Annotated in this window: 7 protein-coding genes and 3 pseudogenes; 4 read left to right on the top strand and 6 right to left on the bottom strand. The window is 67.2% G+C overall.

Annotated features, from left to right (window positions below):
- Positions 1–422: 422 nt before the first annotated feature.
- On the bottom strand, positions 423–1,487 hold the full coding sequence (locus OF850_RS22215; RefSeq protein ID WP_301592507.1) for a nucleoside hydrolase: 1,065 nt from the start codon (positions 1,485–1,487) through the stop codon (positions 423–425).
- Between the two features lie 231 nt (positions 1,488–1,718).
- Between OF850_RS22215 and OF850_RS22210 the strand changes: the two are divergent.
- Positions 1,719–2,746: pseudogene (locus tag OF850_RS22210) on the top strand (IS5 family transposase).
- Complete coding sequence (locus tag OF850_RS22205) at positions 2,743–3,210, top strand: hypothetical protein (RefSeq protein WP_301592506.1); 468 nt, start codon at positions 2,743–2,745, stop codon at positions 3,208–3,210. Before OF850_RS22210 ends, OF850_RS22205 begins: the two are co-directional and overlap by 4 nt.
- Before the next feature lie 58 nt (positions 3,211–3,268).
- Here OF850_RS22205 and OF850_RS22200 read toward each other — a convergent pair whose 3' ends face one another.
- Positions 3,269–4,207: a hypothetical protein gene (locus tag OF850_RS22200; RefSeq protein ID WP_301592505.1), complete on the bottom strand. Its 939-nt coding sequence runs from the start codon at positions 4,205–4,207 to the stop codon at positions 3,269–3,271.
- 373 nt (positions 4,208–4,580) lie between these two features.
- Here OF850_RS22200 and OF850_RS22195 point away from each other — a divergent pair, with 373 nt between their 5' ends.
- Complete coding sequence (locus OF850_RS22195) at positions 4,581–9,176, top strand: nSTAND1 domain-containing NTPase (RefSeq protein WP_301592504.1); 4,596 nt, start codon at positions 4,581–4,583, stop codon at positions 9,174–9,176.
- A 560-nt stretch (positions 9,177–9,736) separates the two neighbouring features.
- Here the strand turns inward: OF850_RS22195 and OF850_RS22190 are convergent.
- Together OF850_RS22190 and OF850_RS22185 are read right to left on the bottom strand one after the other, a co-directional pair.
- A pseudogene (locus OF850_RS22190) lies at positions 9,737–10,120 on the bottom strand (transposase); the annotation flags it as partial.
- A gap of 17 nt (positions 10,121–10,137) precedes the next feature.
- Positions 10,138–10,344, bottom strand: a pseudogene (locus OF850_RS22185) (transposase); the annotation flags it as partial.
- 263 nt (positions 10,345–10,607) lie between these two features.
- On the opposite strand from OF850_RS22185, the gene OF850_RS22180 reads away from it, so the two are divergent.
- Positions 10,608–11,066: a hypothetical protein gene (locus OF850_RS22180; RefSeq protein WP_301592503.1), complete on the top strand. Its 459-nt coding sequence runs from the start codon at positions 10,608–10,610 to the stop codon at positions 11,064–11,066.
- 156 nt (positions 11,067–11,222) lie between these two features.
- On the opposite strand, the gene OF850_RS22175 is transcribed toward OF850_RS22180, so the two are convergent.
- Both OF850_RS22175 and OF850_RS22170 read right to left on the bottom strand, forming a co-directional pair.
- Positions 11,223–18,308, bottom strand: a complete 7,086-nt coding sequence (locus tag OF850_RS22175) for an Ig-like domain-containing protein (RefSeq protein ID WP_301592502.1) — start codon at positions 18,306–18,308, stop codon at positions 11,223–11,225.
- Between the two features lie 74 nt (positions 18,309–18,382).
- Positions 18,383–20,917, bottom strand: coding sequence for a tandem-95 repeat protein (locus OF850_RS22170; RefSeq protein ID WP_368044721.1), 2,535 nt, complete (start codon positions 20,915–20,917; stop codon positions 18,383–18,385).
- Between the last annotated feature and the right edge of the window lie 229 nt (positions 20,918–21,146).

Below are 21,146 nucleotides of genomic sequence, written 5' to 3'. Positions count from 1 at the left end.
TGAGCAGGGTTTCGCCGTGTCCCGGCAGTCGGCCGATGCCGCAAAACTCCCGCAAGCCCTCCGCGAGGGCATCGCCTATGCCCTCTGCCATGCCGCCTGAATGGCCAAAGTCGAGCTGAGAACTTGGTTCTCAAAGACGTTCTCCATCGCGACGTCTCGAAGCAGGGCGTCCACCGAGCATGTGGAGCTACCCTGCGCGCTGGCTTCTTGGGTCAGGGCGGTAAGGCGCTTTTCCGTCGCCCTGCCGGGTTCAAGGAGGGCCGCGAATTAGCTCCCTCGCCGTAGCCTAGAGATCCGAAACTCCACCCAGCCCGCTCGGGTCTCCCCGTCTCGATCCGGGTAGCCGTCGCGCTGCACCAGCCGCTCCGAGGCTGCGTCCCTTGGGCAGCGCCGGTTCGGCCGCCCACTTCCATCTCCACCGCTCAGCGGCCCAGGTTCGAAGGCGGTCCCGCCGAGGCGGCGACCAGCATGTCACGGACCTGCTGGGCCGGCACGCACGGTTCGAAGTGCCCGCCGGACCTGCCCGAGGGGTCGCGCACGCGGCCGAAGATGTCGGGCCGCAGCAGGTACAGCGCAGCAAGGTCGTCCCAGAGGGAGGTGCGTTCCAGCCCGACCGGGTTATGCAACATCAACCGCCCGAGGTTCCGGGGCAGCTCGTCCGGTGTGGCGGCGAAGGCCCATGCCATCTCCGCATCCGGCGTAAAGGAATAGACCCTCCGGCCCGCGGCATCCTTTCCCGGCTCGGCCGAGCCGCACGTCCTGGCCCCCTGCGGGATGTCGACCCAGTCCGCTCGCAGGTCGCGCCGCCCCAGCCGCGCGAAGGCCTCCCGGCAGGCCGAGTAGTCGTACCGGCAGTTCCACCCGTCGGGCTGGCCACGCGCCTCGTCATCGGGGAACGGGCTGCCCTGGGCGACCACGCGGGCCAGCCGCGCTACGACTGCGCGGTCATAGCGCAGGAACGACGTCCAGGGCCCGATCATCAACAGGTCGAGCCGCTCACAGCCGGCTGTCAGGCGTTCGACCTCCGCCTCCAAGGAAGGCGCGGGCGCTTCCCCGGCCTGGCTGGCAGGGTCGGCGGCTGGAAGCGTGCCGTTCAGGGTCTCGGCAGTGATGCGCGGGCCGTCGAGTCCGCGGACGCGGTGCGGATCGGGACCGCGCCCGGGCGGCGGCGAGGCACCCTCCACCACGGGAATTCCGGTGCCGCGCAGGTAGGCGCGCAGCGCCCGAGCGCCGCCGCGCGGTGTCGCCAGCCCTTCCGTGGCTACCACGGCGGCGATGCGCCGGTGCGGTGCGAGCACGGCGATCGCGCGTAGGTCATCGAGGCCCGCGTCGCTGTCCACCAACACACAGTCCGCCCGACGGTCGGTCGCCGCCGATGTTGGATCCTGCATGGAGGGTGGCGCTGGCGTCGCCACCGGCGATCCGGCGCACCCTGCCAGCACCGCGATCGCCACCGAGCAAAGGCGCAGGAGAGCAGCACCACGCATGCGTTGTTCCCTAACGAGACCCAAACATTTTTACCCTTCCCCTCGTCCCTCACCATTTTCGCTCATGCGCGGAGCCTGTTACTTTTTTGCCCCAGTACAGCGCGGGCTGCAAAGGCTGCTGAGGGAGTACGTTCAGGTTCGCGTGCGGGCGTGTCATGTTGTAGCTGGTTCTTTATGCTTCGATGATCCAGCGCGCGGCTGCGGGCCGAGTGCCTGAACGCCTCGTAGTTCCTGTCCCCCGACCACCCGCTACGGATGATTCGCGGCCTCGAAGGCGGCGCTGCGCGAGATGTCCGCCGAGTTTGACGTACTCTATCCGCCCGGCCGGGCGGGATCTGATCCCGCCCGAGCGTCTGTTGCGTGCCTTGCTGCTGCAGGCCTTCTATTCCACTCGCTCGGAGCGACAGCTGGTCGAGCGCATCGACTTTGATCTGCTGTTCCGCTGATTCGTTGGCGTCGGCGTGGATGATCCGGTCGGGGACGCAACCACCTTCACGAAGAACCACGATCGGCTACTGGAGGGGGAGGTCGCCTCGCGCTTCCTGGCCACCGTGCTGGGGCAGCCCAAGGTCCTAGCGTTGCTTTCGAACGAGCACTTCTGGGTCGATGGCAGCCTGCTCGAGACCTGGGCCAGCACCAAGAGTTTCCGCCCGAAGGATGACTCGGGCCCGCTGCCCGATGCGGGACGCAACAGTGAGCAGGACTTCCGCGGCCAGAAGCGCGGCAATGACACCCATGCTTCGACCACTGATCCGGATGTCCAGCTCCTTCACAAGAGGCAGGGCAAGGAGGCCAAGCTCTGCTTCATGGGCCATGCGCTGATTGAGAACCGCAATGGCCTGATCGTCGGCGCCATCGCGACCCGCGCCTCAGGCCATGCCGAACGTCTGGCGGCATTGCATCTGGTGGGGCCGCACGCCGACCGGCCATGTCCGATCACGCACAGCGCCGATAAGGGCTTCGATACGCGCGACCTCGTCGCCGAACTGCGCGAGATCAATGTTACGCCGCACCTAGCGCAGAACACCAGCGGGCGGCGCTCGGCCATTGATGGCCGCACCACCCGCCATTCCAGTTATGCCGTCAGCCGACGGGTCAGGAAGAGGATCGAGGAGGCCTTCGGCTGGGCCAAGACGGTGGCTGGGTTGCGCAAGGCGCGACACCGTGGCCTCGCCAAGATCGAATGGCAGTTCGCCTTTGCCATAGCCGCCTACAACCTCGTCCCATTGCCCAAGCTTCTCGTGGCCACCCCGCCATGACCACCAAGGGTCATCGGCTGCTCGGCCGATGGCGGATCACCAGCATGGAACTATGGGACGCCGCGTTCATCGACCTGCTCGGATCCGGCTACATCCGCCTCGACGCGGATGGAGGCGGCGAATTCGCCTTTGATGACGTCCAGGGCGAGATCGATGGGCACGCCAGCAGCGACAGTGTCCACTTCACCTGGGAGGGCAGCGACGAGATGGACAATGCCTCCGGCGATGGCGACGCCCAACTCGAAGAGGATGGCAGCCTCACAGGCGAAATCAGCTTCCATCGCGGCGACGAGTGCTCCTTCACCGCTCGCCGCTGGTATCTTTCAAACAGCCTGCTAGTTAGCCAGACAGTGCCTCGCGCTTATAGAAGCGTGCTGCTTATAGTCCATCCTATGACTCGTTCTGATAGCGCCCTGCCTCGCCCCGAACGTGTAGAGGCGATCATCTCCGTGCAATGCCGCTGATGCTGGACGATGGCAGAGAAGGTCCGCAGGAATAGCAGCGGATTGGCAGACATATCGCTCAGCTCCGCCCAGCGCGGTCGGCGGGCGTGCCGCCGGCCGCTGACGCGGGCGGCACCGGCGCGCCGCGCGCGATGCGCAGGAAACCCTCCACGTCGGTCCGCAGCGCCGCGCAGATCTCGTCCACATAGAGCAGCGCATCGGCGAGGTCGTTCGCGTCGATCGCCCGGTCGAACTCCCGCCGGCGCCGGAGGATGTCGCGCAAGAGGTCTCGCGTGGCCCGGTGCAGACGCGCCCGCTCGGCGCTCCCCGTCGCCTCGCCCCAGCTCTTGAAGCCGGCCAGCAGCGCTGGCGTGACGACGGCCGCCAAGCCGCCAACCAGGACGAGGGCCGGCAGGCCCGCTGCGGCCAGCACGGGCCCGGCCGCCGCCGCCGCCAGCACGAGGCCCGCCAGCAGCGTCAGCCGGGACGACGTGGCGTCGTGCGCTTCGACGGCCTTGCCGAGGTACCGGATCTGCCCCTCCACGAGGTCGGCGACGGCCCAGTCGCCGGCGGCCCGGAACTCGGCCGGCCCTTGTCCGTGGCCGACCCGCAGGGCGACGCGGGCGCGCTCGCAGCGGCCCGCTTCGGCCTTCTCCCGCTCCTCCCGCCACACCCTGGCGTGATCCTGCGTGTTGAGGGCGTAGGCGCAAAAGGCCGCCACGGCCACCGCGAGAGCCTGGACCGTTCGCAGCGCCACGTGCACCGGCGGCGACCCGGCGAGGGCCTTAAGGGTGCTGCTCTGAGCTGCCTCCGCCGGGGTGGTGGCGTCGGCCCCGTACAGCACCAAGCCGCCTGCCACCGCGGCAAAAGCGGTTGAGGCGATGAAGCCTCGGATCAGCCGGCGGTACTTCTCCTGGGCGCCGCGGGCCGCGGCGGCCGCCTCCTCCCGCCGCTCGTGAACGTGTCGGTACTCCGGGTCGCCCGAGACCGAGGCTGGAAGCGCTGGCGCATCACTCATCAAGGAACCCTGCCGAAGACCGGAAGCAAAGCGGCGCGAGTTTGGCACTGTTTGCGGGCTGCCTGGCAACGTTGCCTTGTTGGAGCCTGGCAAGACGGGAGACAGAGGCGTCTGCGACAGTCCCACACGGACGGCTGCCCCACCACGCGCTTCGGTGATCCACCCGAACCTCGCGGAGTCTGGCGTCCGGGCGCCCCGGCGGAGGTCTGGCCAGCGTGGTCGGCGCGGCTGCGGCGGAACCCGTAACCGCCTGCCCGCTGACGGCGGCACCTAGCTCCGGTTGGCGCCATCGCCCCAAACTGCTTGACCACGGCGGGCCGGTGGGGAAAGCCTTGGGCCCAGGCCTGCGAGGGATAGCCGCCGTGGCCGCGCCGTGACCGCGATTTTTATTAGCCACCGAAGCACCGACAACGCCGACGCGGCCTCCCTGAGGGACTGGCTCGCGGCACAGGGCCACAAGCGCCTGTTCCTCGACTTCGACCCAGCCGATGGCATCCCGGCCGGCGTCGACTGGGAACGGGAGATCTACCGGGCGCTGCGCCGCTCCCAGGCCGTCCTTGTCGTCCTCACACCCGACTGGCTCGTCTCCAAGTGGTGCTTCGCCGAACTCGCCCTGGCCCGCGAGCAGGGCAAGCCGGTCTTCGTAGTCCGGACCAAACCTACCCCCGGCGGCCGGGTCGTCCCCGCGCTACAGGAGGCCGACCTCACCGGGACCGCCGCCGACCGCGACGCCGAACTGGCCAAGCTCGCCCGCGGCCTCCGCGAGCGCGGGCTCGACCCGCGCGACGCCTTCGACTGGGACCCCACGCGGCCCGTCTACCCGGGCCTCGCCGCCTTCGGGGAGGAGGACGCGGCGGTGTTCTTCGGCCGCGGCGAGGAAAGCTGGCGCGCCGTCGAGGCGCTGGAGCGCCTCCGCCGCCAGGGGCAGGGCGCGCCGCGCCTGCTGCTGGTCACCGGCGCCTCCGGCAGCGGCAAGTCCTCGCTGATGCGCGCCGGCGTCCTGCCTCGCCTCCGGAAGGACTCTACTCACTGGCTCCGGGTGCGCGCCTTTCGTCGCGGCGCCGACCCACTCGGCGAGCTGGCCGACGCCCTTGCCGGGGCCTTCGCAGAGTACGGCGGGGACGGCGCCTTGGCGGCGGGGCTGCGCGCGGCCGCAGCCGCGGATCCGCCCGACGGTGCATGCCTGCGCGACCTTGCCCGCGACCTCCGGCGGCGGGCCGGCCGGCCGGAGGCGACGGTGCTGCTCGCCATCGACCAGGCCGAGGAGCTGCTCGCCCCCGACGGCGGCGAGGGAAGCCCCCGCCTCCTGCACCTGCTCGGGGCCGCTCTCGCCGGCGCCGACCGCGAGCTGATTGTAGTGGCCACGATCCGCTCCGACATGCTCGGCCTGTGGCAGCAGCACCCGGCCGTGCGCGCGACCGAGGGGCGGCCCGAGCTGGCGTTCGAGGCCTTCCCGCTCGGGCCCATGCCGCTCGAACGCGTGCCGGAGGTGGTTCGCGGCCCCGCCCAACACATCCGCCTGCGGGTGGATGACGATCTGGTGGACGCGATCCAGCGCGACGTCGCGACGCCGGACGCCCTGCCGCTGCTCGCCTACACCCTCCGCCGGCTGCACGACCGGCGCAACACGGACGACCGGCTGACGCTCGCGGACTACGCGGCACTCGGCGGGCTCGAAGGATCGGTGCGCAACGAGGCCGACGCCGCGATCCAGGTGGAGGAACTGTCGGCCGAGGACCGGGAGGCGCTGCGCGCGGCGTTCGTTCCCGGGCTGGTGCGGGCGACGGAGGCGGGCGGCTTCGTGCGGGAGCGGGCGCCGCGCGAGGCAATCCTGCGCCGCGCCGACCCCTTGGTGGACCGGCTGGTGGCGGCGCGGCTGCTGGTGGCGGACCGCGACGCGGCGGGGCGGGAGACGGTGGAGGTGGCGCACGAGGCGCTGCTGCGGGTGTGGCCGAGCCTGGCGGCGTGGCTGGCCGAGGACGCCGACAAGCTGCGGCTGCTGGAGGGCGTGCGGCGCGCGGCGGAGGAGTGGGACCGGCGCCTGCGCCGGGTCGACCTGCTGACGCACCGGGGGCAGCGGCTGCGAGAGGCGGGGGAGGCGCTGGCCGAGCCGCGCTTCGCCGCCCGGCTGGAGCCGCGCGATGTGGCATACCTGCAGGAGTGCCGCGCGGCGGAGCGGCGACAGGAGGAAGCCGAGCGCCGCCAGCACCGCCGCGTCCTGGCCGGCGGCGGCGCCACCATGGCCCTGCTCGCTGCCCTTGCCGCGGTGTTCTTCGTGCTGCGCGGCAAGGCCGAAGGGCAGCGAGACCTCGCGCGGGAGCAGGCGGTCAGGGCCGAGGCGGCGAGGCGCGAGGCCGTGGCGAACGAGGCGCGCGCGCTCGCGGCGCTGTCGGACGTGGCGTCACGCGAGGGGCGCTACCTCGAGGCCGTGCAGCTCGCCGTGGCCGCGTGGCCGCGCCGCGAGGGCGACCCGCGGCCGCAGCTCGCGGCGGCGCTCGACGCGCTGAGCCAAGCGCACCGCGCGCAAAGGGAAGTCATTGCCCCGATCCCGTTGGGAGGCTTGGCCAGCGGTGCGGCCTTCTCGCCCGACGGCCGGCGCGTGCTGAGCTTTGGGCCGGACGGCTTCGTGCGGCTCTGGGACGCGGCGACGGGACAAGGCCTCGTCCCGCCGGTACGCCACCAGAGCCAATTCGGCCACGGCGACGCGGCTTTCGACCACGAGGGTCAGCGCGTCCTCAGCTGGGGGGACGACGGCCTTGTGCGGCTCTGGGATGCGGCCACGGGCCGCGACCTCGTCGAGCCCTTACGCCATGGGCGGAGGGTAGCCGGCGCCGCCCTGTCGCCCAACGGCCAGCGCGTGCTGAGCTGGGGCGAGGGCGACGTGCGGCTCTGGGACGCGGGGTCCGGGCGCGAGTTGACCGAGCCAGTGCGGCATTATGACATCGCCTACGCCCGCTTCTCGCCCGACGGCGACCGCTTGCTGAGCTGGGGCCGGGATGGGCTGGTGCGGCTGCGGGACGTGGTGACAGGACGCGACCTCGTCGAGCCGGTGCGGCATGGCCGCTCCGCCCGAGATGCATCCTTCGACGCCAACGGCCGACGCGTGCTGAGTTGGGGTGAGGACGGGCTTATTCGGCTTTGGGACGCCGAGACCGGGCAAGACCTTGTCGAGCCAATGCAACATGGGAGCAGCCTTTTGGGCTCCCGCCTGTTCCCCGACGGCACGCGGGCGTTGAGCTGGGGTTCCGACGGTCTGCTTCGGATTTGGGACACGACAACCGGCCGTGACCTCGTCGAGCCGCTGCGCCATGAAGGTGCCCTCCGCCATCCAACCGAGCACGGCGTTGCCATCTCCCCCGACGGCCTGCGCCTTCTGAGCCGGGGTTGGGGCGGAACGGTGCGACTCTGGGACGCGGCGACGGGGCGGAGCCTCGCCGAGCCAGTGCGGCACGAGGGCGGCCCCTCCGGCGTCGCCTTCTCTCCCGAGGGCCTGCGTGCGCTAAGCTGGGGGGAGGACGGCCGCGTCCGGGTCTGGGACGTGGCCTCGGGGCAGGACATCTTCCCGCCGGTCCGGCACGGCGGCGCGGTCTTGGGCGCCTCCTTCTCCCCGGATGGCTCGCAAGGGCTGAGCTGGGGACGCGACGGAGGCCTGCGTCTTTGGGACGCGGGCACGGGCCGCGACCTCGTCGCACCGCCGCGGCACGGGAGCAGTGTTCTTGCCGCGGCCTTCTCGCCTGAAGGCTCGCGTGTCTTGAGTTGGGGCGAGAACGGCGTCGCACGGCTGTGGGACGCCGGGACGGGACGCGACCTCGTCGAGCCCTTCCGGTACCCGCGCGGCGCAGATATCGATCCGTTCCCACCGGTCTTCTCGCCGGACGGCGCGCGACTGCTGAGCTGGGGGTCGGACGACGGACTGGTGCGGTTGCGGGACGCGGCGACGGGGCACGACCTCGTCGAGCCGGTGCGGCACGGCGAGCTTGCGTCGGGCGCCCTGCTCTCGCCGGACGGCCAGCGCGTGCTGAGCTGGGGCAGGGACGGCCTGGTGCGGCTGTGGGACGCCGGGACGGGCCGCGACCTCGTAGAGCCGGTGCGGCATGGGAACCGGGCCTATGGCGCCCTCTTCTCCCCTGACGGCCGGCACGTGCTGAGCCGGGGCTCCGATGGTCTGGTTCGATTGTGGGACGCGTCGACGGGGCGCGACCTTGTCGAGCCCGTGCGGCACGAAGGAGCTGCCCTCGGATTTGCGTTCTCCGCAGACGGGCTTCAGGTCCTGAGCTGGGGCACGGACGGCATGATGCGGCTTTGGGACGCGCGCACGGGACGCGATGTGGTCGAGCCGATGCAACTCGGAGACTTCGGATCGGGCGCCGCCTTTTCGCCCGACGGGCTTCGGGTTCTGAGCTGGGGGTCGGACAATGGGCTGGTGCGGCTGCGGGACGCTGCGACGGGGCGCGACCTCGTCGAGCCGGTACGGCACGGGACAAGCGCCCGGGGCGCGTCCTTCGACGCGGCGGGCGTCCGGGTTCTGAGCTGGGGGAATGACGGCCTTGTGCGACTGTGGGACGCGGCGACGGGGCGCGACCTCGTCGAGCCCGTGCGGCACGGCGACGACGTTGGCACCGCCGTCTTCTCCCTGGATGGCCTTCGGGTCCTGAGCTGGGGTTTTGAGGGCGTCACTGCTCTGGTGCGGATCTGGGACAGCGCCACGGGACGTGAACTCGTCGAGCCGATCCCGGCCGCGGGCGCCACATTCTCCCCAGACCGCCTCCGCCTGCTGACTTGGGACCGGAATGGGTTGGTGCGGCTGCGGAGCGTGCCGCCCGCGCCTGGGCGGAACCTGCTGGAGATCGCCTGCAACCTCCTGCCCACCAAGGACGTCGCCGGGGCCGAGCGCAGCGGCGGCGTCCGCATCGCGGAGCCGATCTGCGTACCCCCGATCCCGCCGCCTGACTTCTCTCGCATCCAATAAAGTGTGACGCACAGAGCACTGGTAGAGCGTCGAGGCACGAGTACGTGAATTAGTGGACCGTTCTCAGAACCCGGTTCGCCATAAGCCGAACCCTGTCCTCGCATCCACAGACACTTGCAGAACACCAAAGCCACCGCTTTGGGGATCTTCGCTTGTTCCCCGCCCGCCGATGCGCGCAGCAGCACCGCCAAGTCGCCCTCAATCTCCAGCTACACCCCATGGGCGTTGTGGAATCGGAGGTGATGATGACCCGCCGAATCAGGCCGCGAATCACCTGCAGCGCCCGCGCGCCTCAAGGCTGTCGCCACCCAGCACCTAATTCCTGGACCTTGCGCCGATAGGCCGCGTCCAGCGCTGGGTGGGGCACAGGTGGGACATCGGTTTGCGGCTTCGTGAGGTCCGACAACTTCGCCTCGAGGGTGCACGAGGTTTCGATCGAAACCTCACGCCCGGAGCAGGGAAGATCCTCTTTGAGACGCCCCGCGGTGGCGTGAGGATGATGGCAGAGACTGTCGCAGTTGCATGGCTTCATCGCTCGTCCCAGGTCGTGCTAGAGGGTGTTACGCACTGATGGCGAGATCTGCGGCCCGTTTGAGCAGCACGATGGTGAAGGCGACGAGGTGCAGGCCCGCGAGGGTTTCTGGCAAGCGCTCGTAGTCCCAGGCGAGACGGCGGAAGCGCGCAAACCAGGCGAAGGAGCGCTCGACCACCCACCTTCTGGGCAAGAGCACGAAGCCGCGCTTGGCGTCGGGCAGTCGGACCACCTCAAGCGCGATGCCGTGGACGGCTGCGGCTTGGGCAGGCCGCTTGCCCGTGTAGCCACCGTCCACATAGGCCAAGTCCACGCTCTCGCCGGTTGCCTCCTGCACCGCTTCGGCGAGGGTGGAGGCGGCAGAGCGGCCGTCGGCGTTGGCGGGGGTGAAATGGAGCGCGAGCAGGCGGCCGCGCCCATGCGGCTCTATCGGACGAAGCGATTGCCCAGCGACTTGTGTGGCTCGTAGGCAGCGGGCGCATCTCGCCACTGCAGGCCATGGCGGGTAACATAGATGATGCCGCTCAACACTCGGCGGTCATCGACGCGCGGCACGCCGTGCGACAGCGGAAAGTGATGCGACAGGCGCCGCAGCAGGGCAGGCGTCAGCAGGAAGGGTGGCCTCGGGCTGGGCATCGCGGGACCTCCGCCACCCCCAGAATCACAAGCCATCGAAACCGCGCAAGCGGTTAATGGCTCCTGAGCCTATGTCATCGGCGCCTCACAAGAGCTGGCTCACTTCCAGGGAGGCCAGTTCGCAGCGCATGGCTCCTTTCACCAGATCTTCCAAAGAAGCCTGCCAGCTAGCCTTCTGGGCGCGGTACCCTCGCGGAAGCTCGCCCGGATCCGCGGGCCATACAGGACGGCTCGGCGCCGCGACGAGCGGAAGGGACACGACCATGTCTGCACCGAAGCGCGCCCTCTTGGGCTTCGTCGCCGCTGTGATCGCCGTGCTGATTTTCCATCAGGGCACCTCGGCGCTGCTCAACGCCTCCGGGGTCCCCACAGTGGCTCCTTATGGCATGAACCCCGTACCGCCCTTTGGGGTGCCGATGTTGGTTAACCGCTGCTTCTGGGGCGGGCTATATGGCTTGGCCCTGGGTCTGGCACTGCCTTGGCTGCCGCGCGCTCCGATGTGGGTCCTTGGCTTGAGCTTTGGCCTCCTTTCCGTGCTGATCGGCTGGTTCGTTGTTGCTCCCGCAAAGGGGCTGCCGGTCGGCGGTGGGTTCATCCCCGCCAGGATGCTGACCACCATCGTGATCAACGGCGTGTGGGGGATTGGCATCGGCCTCGTCCTCTCCCTGCTCATGCGCAAGGCCTCCGTGGGTGCGAAAGTGCACGCGCGAGGCGCTGCCTGAGCACTCCGGGAACGAGGACGATTGCCAGGACACATACTGGCTCTTGTCCCCGTGACGCGCCTGAGCAGGACCACTGCTTGAAGGCCAGGCAACTGCGCCGGCCGGGGCAGTGCCACCGACCACCCGGGGCCCCGGATCTCTCCGGGGCCTTTACACTTAGATCAGGAAATCGTCCGCGTTGATCCGTGGCAGTGGCACCGGCGTCGCGCCGCCAACCAGCAACGTGACGTGGAAGTCCTCCAGGCCGTCGGTGCCTGTGTTGAGGCTCAACCTGCCGTTTGTGCTGTTGTAGTAGAAAGCATCCTCCAGCATATGACCCTCGACGGGAGCTTGGTTGAAAAACTGAAGTCCGTTGACTGGGCCTTGGCGGCCGACTTCGTTCGGGCCGAAGTCGAAGTTGCGGAAATCGAACACATCGTTCGCAGCGCCTTGCCCCTGCATCAAGATGGTGTCACCCCGGTCGAAGATATCCAGGAACACGAAGGTGTCGTCTCCAAGGCCTCCGTTCAGGGTGTCCGCACCATGCCCGCCTACGAGGGTGTCGTTGCCGTCCTGGCCGTTGATCGTGTCAGCACCATCACCTCCGTAAAGAAGGTCAGCCCCGGGCATCCCCACGTTCCGAACATCAGTGCCGCCACCGTCACCGTTGATGGTGTCGTCTCCGCTGCCGCCGTAGATGGTATCGCTGCCGTTACCGCCGACAAGGAAATCGTTCATGTCGCGGCCGTAGATCGTGTCATCGCCTCCAAATCCCTGGATGTTGGAAGCAAGACCAGCCCCGTCATTGAGGATGTCGTTGCCCGCTGTCCGCTGTCCGGCGGGACCGCCATTGCCCAGATCGTAGTTATAGGGATCCGCGAACAGAGTTGGCTCAGGATCGATCTGAGGACCTACCGGGTCGGTGATCCCGGTGATGTTGATCGTGATCCGGCCGGGATCAGAGTCCTCGATCCCGTCATTCGCCATGTACTGGAAGGTGATCGATGCCAATTCGCCATCGTTCAGATGATCGAACGCCGACCCGTCGCCGTTGAAGAAGAAGCTCTGGCTCGTCGCGTCGAAGGACACATAGGCCGGAAGGGCCCCTAACACCTTGATGGTGGTCGCGTTGCCGTCGGCGTCGGTGACCAGCGGCTTGATCTCCGCTGTCATCTGATCCTCGGTGAGGCTCACCGTCTTGCTCTCGACCACCGGCTTGGCATTGGCCGGCACCACGTCGTTGTCGAGCACAGTGGCGGTGGCGATGTGGTCGAAGTCTTCGAGGTAGTTCGCGGTCGGCAGGACGGTGACCGTCAGGATCTCTGTGCCCTCGACGATAGCGTCGTCGGCCAGCACAACTGTCATGGTCGCCCTGGAGGCACCGGCACGGAAACCTTCAAAACCACTCTCGACGCCATTCCACTTGATCGCAGCAATGTCGCTTGCATCCAGGCCGGTCATCTCCAAGGCGATTGCCATCGGGTTCGTGTTGACTCCGCCCGACCGCATGAAGGTGAAGGTGACTTCTCCTCCTTCGGTGACCGTGCCGCCACCTCCCACGCTCACAAAGGAGAGCGGGTCGGGCTCGGGAGCGCTGTCTGTGACGTCCACAGATTGCTGCTCCACCAGCCCGTCGAAGCGCAGATCGTCGCTGACGACGTCGAGCCAGACGACGCCCGTATGCGGGCCTTCGGTCTCGCCATCCTCGATAGCGACGACTGTCACCGTCTGGGGGAGGTTCCAGTTCTCGGGCGTGAAGACCAGCTCAGCCGAGCCATTCCCAGCATGCCCGTAGACCTGGTTGTCACCCGAAATGACCACCATCACGTTCGCGGTTGGGGCGCTGGCCAGGGCGACGCTGAACGATCCGTTGGCCCCGAGTTCGGTCGCTGTGACAGCGTTGCCGGCCTTGGTAATGACCAGGCTGCTGGGCTCGACAACCTCACCGCCGCCGCCGCCGCCGCCGCCGTCACCGTCGCCGGGCAGGGTCGCACCGACCCGGCTCGTGGTGAGCGAGTAGACGGTCTCGATGGTATCGCCTGCGCGATCCTCGTAGACTGCCCGGCCGCGCAGGAAGTAGCCGTCGTCGGCCTGCGTCACCGTGTAGGTCTGGATGGACTGATTCGCGGGGGTGATCGTGGTCCAGGTCACGCCGTCCTGAGACCGCTGCCAGGACCATGCGAACTCTTCGGGGCGGCCGCGGTCACGGTAGCCATCCCCATCTTCGAACGTGCCGTAGCCCAGCGTCAGGGTCTGGCCCACCTCCGGTGTCATATCATCGACGGACAGGTTGCCGGTCGGAATGTCGTTGATGTTCTCGATCACGCCGGTCTCGTTCACCGACCGGGTGATCACCACGCCGTTGGCATCCCTGGCTTGAACGTGGATCGCCATGCCGACGAACTCGTCATCGCCGCCGATGTTGAACGACGTGCTCGGCGCCAGCGTGAAGCCGAGCTCATGCGGGGGTGCGTTGGGGTCGTCGGGCTCCAGACCGATCAGAACATAGGAGACCGCGCCGGGAACAGCCGTCCACGACAGGATGCTGTTCTCGTCTAGGTCATCCACCGTGAGCAGGGTGAGCGGCGGTGCATCAGGTTGCGTGACCGTCACGGTGACCTTCGCCGTGTCACCGCCGTTCAGGGCGTAGGTGAAGGTATCCGTTCCCACGAAGCCGGATGCGGGCGTGTAGACGAGCTTGCCGTCCGCCTCCGCGACAGTGCCATGCGAGCCCTGGCCGAAGGACACGATGGAGGTTGGGTCGTTCTCGAAGTCGAAGTCGTTACTGAGCACATCGATGATGACGGCATTACCCACTGCGGTCGTGGCCGTGTCATCGAAGGCCACCGGCGGCGTGTTCGGATTTGGATCACCCACCTTCGCCGTTGTCAGCGAGTAGACCAACTCCAACGTGTCGCCCCGATCGGTGTACTGAGCCCCACCCCGGATGAAATAGCCGGCGTCAGCCGCCGTCACCTGGTAGGAGTCCGTCGTTCCGACAAGCGACCAAGTCACGCCGTCCAGAGACCGCTGCCAGATGTAGCCGAACTCGTCCGGCCTGTCCGGGCGCATGCCGTCCCCGTCCTCCAGGTTCCCGATCGAGATCGTCAGCAACTGGCCCACCTCGGGGGTGTTGTCGCTGATCACCGGGCGGCCGGTCGGCACGTCGTTGACGTTCGCGATCAGGTCGGTCTGGTTCTCCGAGCGTGCAAGCACGCTGCCGTTTGCATCCCGCGCCTCAACGGTGACCACCATGCCGGTGAACTCGTCATTGCCGTTGATGGCGAAGGACGTGCTGGGCGCGACCACAAAGCCAAGAGTATGCGGAGGGAAGTTCGGTTCATCGGGCTCGACACCGATCAGCACGTAGCTCGCGGCGCCCGGGACAGCGTTCCAGGAGATCGTGCTGTTCTCGTCGAGACCCGTGATGGTCCCGATCGTGAGTGTCGGCATCTCGGCGGGCAGGTCATCATCGACGATGGTGCCCTGGCCCACGAGGTTGGCCAGCGTGGCGTTGGCGCTAACACCGGATAGGTTCACGACAATCGTCTGGGCCCCGGTCGCGACAACCGCGTTATCGACGATCGGGACAGCGATGGTCTTGATCGTTTCGCCCGGCGCGAAGGTAAGCGTGCCGGAGGCAGGAGAAACCATCCCAGCTGGGCCGGTCAGGTCATAGTTCACGGACACCGCCGATGCGGCCGCTGCCGAGAGCGTCACCGCGAAGGCCGCGGTGCCTGCGCTCTCACTCACCGTCACATCGTTGATGGACAGCGACGGACGGACCGGCTCAGGGTCGGCAGGATCGATGCCCGGGTTGTCGAGGAGATCGGTGATGGCACTATCCGCAGCCCCCACGGTGTAGCCAGCCCCCTCCGCGATCCGAACCTCGATGGTGGCAGGTCCCTCAGGCACGGTATCCGTGAGGGTCTGGACCTGAAGGGTGGCCGTGTCGGAGCCCGCCGCGAAGGTGATGGAAGAGGGCGCGGTGAAGTCCGTGCCCGGCACGGCGGTGCTGAAGCTCGTATCAATGGCCACCGTGAGCAGTTGGCTCAGATCGCCGGTACGGGTGAACGTGAACACGGCGACGCCACCTTCGGTGACTTCGGCCGAGGCCGCAGCAGCGTTGATCACCGCTGGCGAAGGCGGAGGCGGCTCTGCGGCGCCTCCGGCCGTCCAGTCCGTCCCGGCGGCCAGATTGGTCGCGCCGAGCACCTTGACGGTGCTCGTGACCCCGTCCTGGTCGATTGTGAAGACGGTGTCGCCCCCAACCACGGCAGCCGACACGTTGCTGACCTGGATGCCAGTCCCGAAGTTGATCTTGTCTCCAGTCGCGAAGTTCTGGACCGTGACATTGCTGCCGTTGAACACGTTCACCGTGTCGTTGCCCTCGGCGACGTTGACGGTGACGGCGCTGTAGGCGTTCACCGTGTCGTCGCCCGCGCCACCGTTGATGGTGGACTGCAGGCCGTTGCCGGTGCCTTTGAAGTTGATGGTGTCGTCGCCGCCACGGCCCAGGATGGTGAGCTTGTGATTCGTGTTCTCGATGGTGATCACGTTGGCTTCGCCATCACCGCCGACCGTCATCGTCCGGAGGAGGTTCCCGGTCGTGTCCCTGATGGTGATGTTCTCGATGTTCACGAGCGCCTTGCCGGCATACTCGGTCCACTTGATCGTCTGGCCAAGCGAGATCTCGAGTCCGGTTCCCGACGTGAGCGTGACAGAGTTGAAGACGACCGTGTCGTTGCCGTCCTTGCCATCCAGGGGGAAGAAATCCGTCTGGCTCGGGGTGGTCCGGGTGAAAGCCTGAATGGTCTCGTCGCCAGGGTCCGTCCCATGGACGTTGATCGTGATCTTCGCAGGCGCCGAGGTCAGCTCGCCGTCGCTCACCTGGTACTGGAAGGTGACCGGTTTGATCTCTCCCCGCTTCAGCGCGGCCAGGAAGTCTGGGTTACCCTCGAAGTGGAACGTCCCGTTCGGTAGAACGGTGACGGTGCCCTCCGCAGGTTGCGACAGGAGCTGGTAGGTGACGTTCGATCCATTCTCGTTGTCGTAGCCAAAGCCTTCGACGTTCAGGCTGAGGTCAGTGTCGTAGGTGTCCTTCGACACGTCGAGGGCGGATGGGGCTGTGTTGCGGCCTGCATCGTTGTCGAGGATTGTGACCTCAAGGTCCATCAGATCCGGATAGAGGCTATCGTAGTTAGGGTCAGCGCTGCTGGCTTCCCCCAGCCACAGCCACTCGCTGACCGTGCCCTCGACGTCGGCGTCGTCCACGGCCGTGATGGTGACGGTCTGCGGCTGACTCCAGTTATCGGGCGTGAAGGTCAGTGAGTTTGCTGAGAGAGTGAAGCCGGCATCGCGATACAGCGGGATCGTCACATCGGCGGCAGGCTTGCTCGTCAGCTCCACCGTGATCGTGTCGGTCTTTCCGCCTTCCTCGACCTCGATGTTGCCGAGGCTCGTAACTTTGATCCCAGGTTCGCCAGCGGGCTCCTCTCCGGCCGGAGGCGTGTAGGTGCCTCCGGCGGTCCAGTGCGTGCCGAACTGCATCCCGGTGACGCCTTGAACAGTCAGGGTCGAGGTGCCGTTGACCGTGAAGACGGAGTTGCCGTTGGCCTCGGTCAAGGTCACGGTGCCTGCGTTGATCCCCGCCGTCGCGAAGTCCAGCACGTCCTCGCTGAGGCTGAAGTTCTTGATGACGTCGTTGCCACTGTTGGCGCCGAACCGAAGCACCTGCTTGCCAGAGCCGAGCAGATACGTGTCGTTCCCGGAGACGCCAGAGCTGACACGGTCATCAATGGTGGCCGCGGTCGTCACGCTGATGGTGTCGTTGCCTCCCCCCCCGCTGATGACGGAGAGGTGGGATTCAGAGCCAATACCAGTGCCGCCGGTGAAGGTGATCGTGTCGTTGCCTTCGCCGCCGTTGATGTCGGTCTTGCGGACGGTCCTGGTGACCGTCAGGACGTTGTCCTTGGCATCGCCGTTGATGGTCAGCGTTCGTCCGGCGGGACCCTGGATGTTCTCAAAGGTGAGATTCTCGATGCTCGAGATCGTCTTGCCCGCGTAGGGCGTCCCAACGATCACGCCACCAAGGCTGATCACGGAGTTGGCTATGGTGCCGCCGAGCAGCTGGGTTGAACCAGCTGGGATGGTCGGGAAGACCAGGGTGTCGGTGCCCGTGCCCCCGGTGAAGCTTGCGGCCGTGGTGGTGGCGGTGATCGTTTGATTGGGATCGGTCGTGCTCCCGACGGGCGTTGGGCTGCCGGATCCAAAGATGAAGGCCGTGCCCGTCGTCGGTGCAGTGGTGAACTCGCCGTCGCTGACCGTGAACTGGTAGGTGAACTGGTAGGTCTGACCCTGGTGCAGGGTGTCGAGGTAGCCTACATTGGGCGTGAACATAAGTGCGCCCAGCTCCGGATCGAAGCTGATCGTCCCATTCGACGGCTGACCTCCCACAAGTTGAAGGGTCAGCTTGTCATTCTCGGCATCGAACCCGTAGGCTGCGAGGGAATACGTGCCGTTGTAGGTGGTGAAGTCCACCTCCTGAATATAGGTGACGGCGGATGACGCCGTGGGAGCTGTGTTCCGGGTGCCACCATCGTTGTCGATGTACATACCGCTGACACTGGTCGTCGCGCCGGGCAGATAGTTCGGGCTTGAGGCGAGCGTGATCTTATATGCCTGATTCGGCTCAGCGATCTGGTCATCCGCCTTGCCAAACGTGGCCCAGACCTTCGTCTCGCCGGCTTCGAAGGTGATGGACTGGTTGCCGAAGAGGGTGCTCTCGAACTCGACGGTCAGCGGCTCGTCGATGCGCGAGTCGCGGGTAACCTCGAACTCCTGAAACCCGCCCTCCTGAACGTCCGTCGTGAAAACATTGACGATCGAGATCATCGGCAGCGGCTCAGGATCGTCGTTGGTGATCCTGCCCACGCCCGCAACGTCCTGGCCCAGCTCCGCCCCGGTGGCGCCGGTCAGCCTAACGACGACCCTCTCGCCCACTTCGTAGACGCTGTCGTCGACAACGGGGATCGAGATCGCGCCAGTGGTCTGTCCGGCGGGAATGGTCGCGGTCCCTGTGGTGATCTGGCCTCCGGCCAGCACGACGTTGTCGATCCGGACCGGAGCGTCATAGGACGTGCTGCCGCTCACGTAGGCGGCAGCATCGATTCGAACTGTGTCGATACCGGAGAAATCCGACCCGAAGGTCACGCTGGCGGAAGCCGCGCCGTTGGTCAGCGTGACGGTCTTCGTGCCGACCACTTCCCCGTTCCTGATGGCCTCGACCGTGACGGTCTGCTGCCCGCCAAGCTGGTTTAGGTACTCCGTGGACAGGGTCAGGCTGGCGAGGCTGAGATCACCCCCAAGCGCCTGGAACTGCCCCCCGCCGTGGCCACGAGGCCAGAGCCCTTGCCGTCTCCGAAGATGCCGGTCCAGCGCACGCCCTCATATCCCGTGGGAAGCCTTCCCTCCGTCGTGCCGTCGAAGGTGATCGTCTTGCCGGGCCAGGACGCCTCGTATGTCAGCGTCACGTCCTGGTCGGACGCATGACTCAGCGTGACGGGAATCTCGACAGACCCGACCGCCTCTGAGGCAACGGCGTCCGCGATGGACACCACAGGCGGCACCTCGTCGACCGGGGCGACCGTGATGGTCACGGTCTTGGGCGCACTGTCGAGTTCGCCGTCGCTGACGACGTAGTCGAAGGTCACCTTGCCGTTGAAGTCCTTTGCCGGGGCATAGCTGTAGGAGCCGTCGCCGTTGAAGGTCAGGCCGTGGACCGGGGCCACCAGCTTGTAGGTCAGCGTCGCGCCCTCGGCGTCTGTGCCTCCGACCCGCCCGGTAATGGTGGTGTCCTCGTCGCCGGAGGCATCGCCCCCCGTAGCGACGGGGGCGGTGTTGGGCTCATCCGCTGCAGCGACCGTGATCGTCACCGTGCCGGTGTTGCTATCCGCTGCGCCGTCATTCGCCTTGTAGGTGAAGCTGACGGTGCCATTGAAGTCCTTGGCCGGAACGAAGCTATAGGTGCCGTCCTTCTCGAACGTCAGGACACCTTGATTTGCCGCAGGGCCGTCGACCACGCTGTAGATCAGTGTGTCGCCGTCCACGTCTGTGGCGACCACGCGGCCAGTGATCGCTTCACCGTCTTCGTCTCCCGAGCTGGTGCCGTCCTGCGCCACCGGAGCATCGTTGACGGCCGCCACCAGGATCGTCGCGGTGGCGGTGTTGCTGTCCGCCGCACCGTCGCTGGCCTTGTATGTAAAGGCAACGGTGCCGTTGAAGTCCGCGGCCGGCACGAAGCTGTAGCTGCCGTCCTCGTTGAAAGTGAGCGTGCCCTGCTCGGCGGTCGGGCCCTGGACCAGGCTGTAGATCAGCGTAGCGCTGTCCTCGTCCGTGGCCACCACCGAGCCGGTGATCGCCGCTGCATCCTCGTGGCCCTGGACGAAGACATCCTGCGCCACTGGGGCGTCGTTGACTGCGCCAACGGTGATCGTCACCGTTCGGGCGGAGCTGTCCAGGGAACCGTCGTTCGCAACGTATTGGAAGGTGACCGGGCCGCTGACGTTCTTGGGAGCTGCGTAGCTGTAGGAACCATCGGCAGCGAGGGTCAGCCCATCCACCGGGGTCACGAGCTTGTAGGTGAGTGTCGGGCTGTCCACATCGGTGCCGCCCACTTGGCCGGTGATGATGCTGGCCTCGGCGCCGGAGGCGTCGCCGCCCGTCGCCACGGGAGCGTCATTCACAGCCGCCACCGTGATCGTCACGGTGGCGGCGCTGGAGTCGGCCGTGCCGTCGTTCGCCTTGTAGGTGAAGGTGACTGCGCCGTTGAAGTCCTTGGCCGGAACGAAGCTGTAGGTACCGTCCGGGTTGAAGGTGAGTGCGCCCTGGGCCGGTGCTGGACCCTGGACCACGCTGTAGGTCAGCGTGTCGCCGTCCACATCTGTGGCCTTCACTCGGCCCGTGATGGTCGCCGCATCCTCCAGGCCCGAGGCAGTACCTTCCTGCGCCACCGGGACATCGTTGGTGCCGGTGATGGTCACGGTGAGGGTCGAGGTGGCAGTCGCGCCACCCTCGCCCGTGGTGACATAGGTGAAAGTCTCAACCCGCGTCTCGCCGACGCCGAGGGCCTGGACGACCGGGTCCTGGTTGTTCAGGGTGTAGGACCACTTGCCATCTTGGCCGATGGCAAGCGTGCCATGCTCGCCCTTGACCGATGCCGTTCCCTTGGCGGAACTGGGCATCTTCTGCCCGTTGACGCTCGCAAGCTTGTAGCCGGATGCGTCGTTGGACAGGATGTTTCCGGAGACGGAGGCGCTCGCGGCATCCTCGGCGATGGATGCGGTATCCGGCGCAGCTGCCGTAGTGGGGGTAGTCGGCGTCGAGGGGGTAGTGGGCGTCGTAGGCGTGGTCGGCGCGACGACGCCGATCAAGTCGGTCTGGGCGAGGCTAGTGACGCCCGTGAGATCGATGCGCATGTCGGCCGTGCCATCGCCGTTCGTGTCGACGAACAGCGACGAGCCCGTCGCGGCGGGGTTGTACCAGGCTGAGGCCTTGCCTCCACCCAGAGCTGCTCTGTCACCCCAGGTGATCTGACCGAGTGCCGAGAGATCAATCAGATCGCCGTCGGCGCGGCTGAAGTCGGTGATGGTATCGTAGCTGCCAGCTGTGACACCGGAGTCGGAAGCGACGGTGTAGACGAAGGTATCCTTGCCTTGCCCGCCGGTCAGCGTGTCGGCACCAGCGCCGCCCACGAGGACGTCGTTGCCGTTATCACCGGACAAGGTGTCGTTGCCGGCGAGACCCTCGAGACGGTCGGCGCTGCCAGTGCCCTTCTTGACGTCGTTTTTTGAGGTGCCGGTCCAGTTAGCCACGAAATCTCTCCCAGCCCAATCGTGGGCGTTCCGAGGCCGAGGCTTCCTCCATTTGATGCTGTCGGAGCAACGAGCCAGATGGCCAGGAAACCAACCCAGAAGGCCGGGCCATAAGGCTGCGCAGGACCGACCGCGCCCTCCCGTTTGGGCCGGCCACATGGCGGGGGCGGCCACATGGCCGGGCCATGTGGCCGCCCCCCCTGGCCATCCGGCCCGGTGACGGCGAACT

It is taken from the genome of Sabulicella glaciei (assembly GCF_026183895.1).
Classification (GTDB): domain Bacteria; phylum Pseudomonadota; class Alphaproteobacteria; order Acetobacterales; family Acetobacteraceae; genus Roseococcus; species Roseococcus glaciei.
Note: the sequence above shows the minus strand (reverse complement) of the source record. Positions and strands in the feature narration are given on the sequence as shown.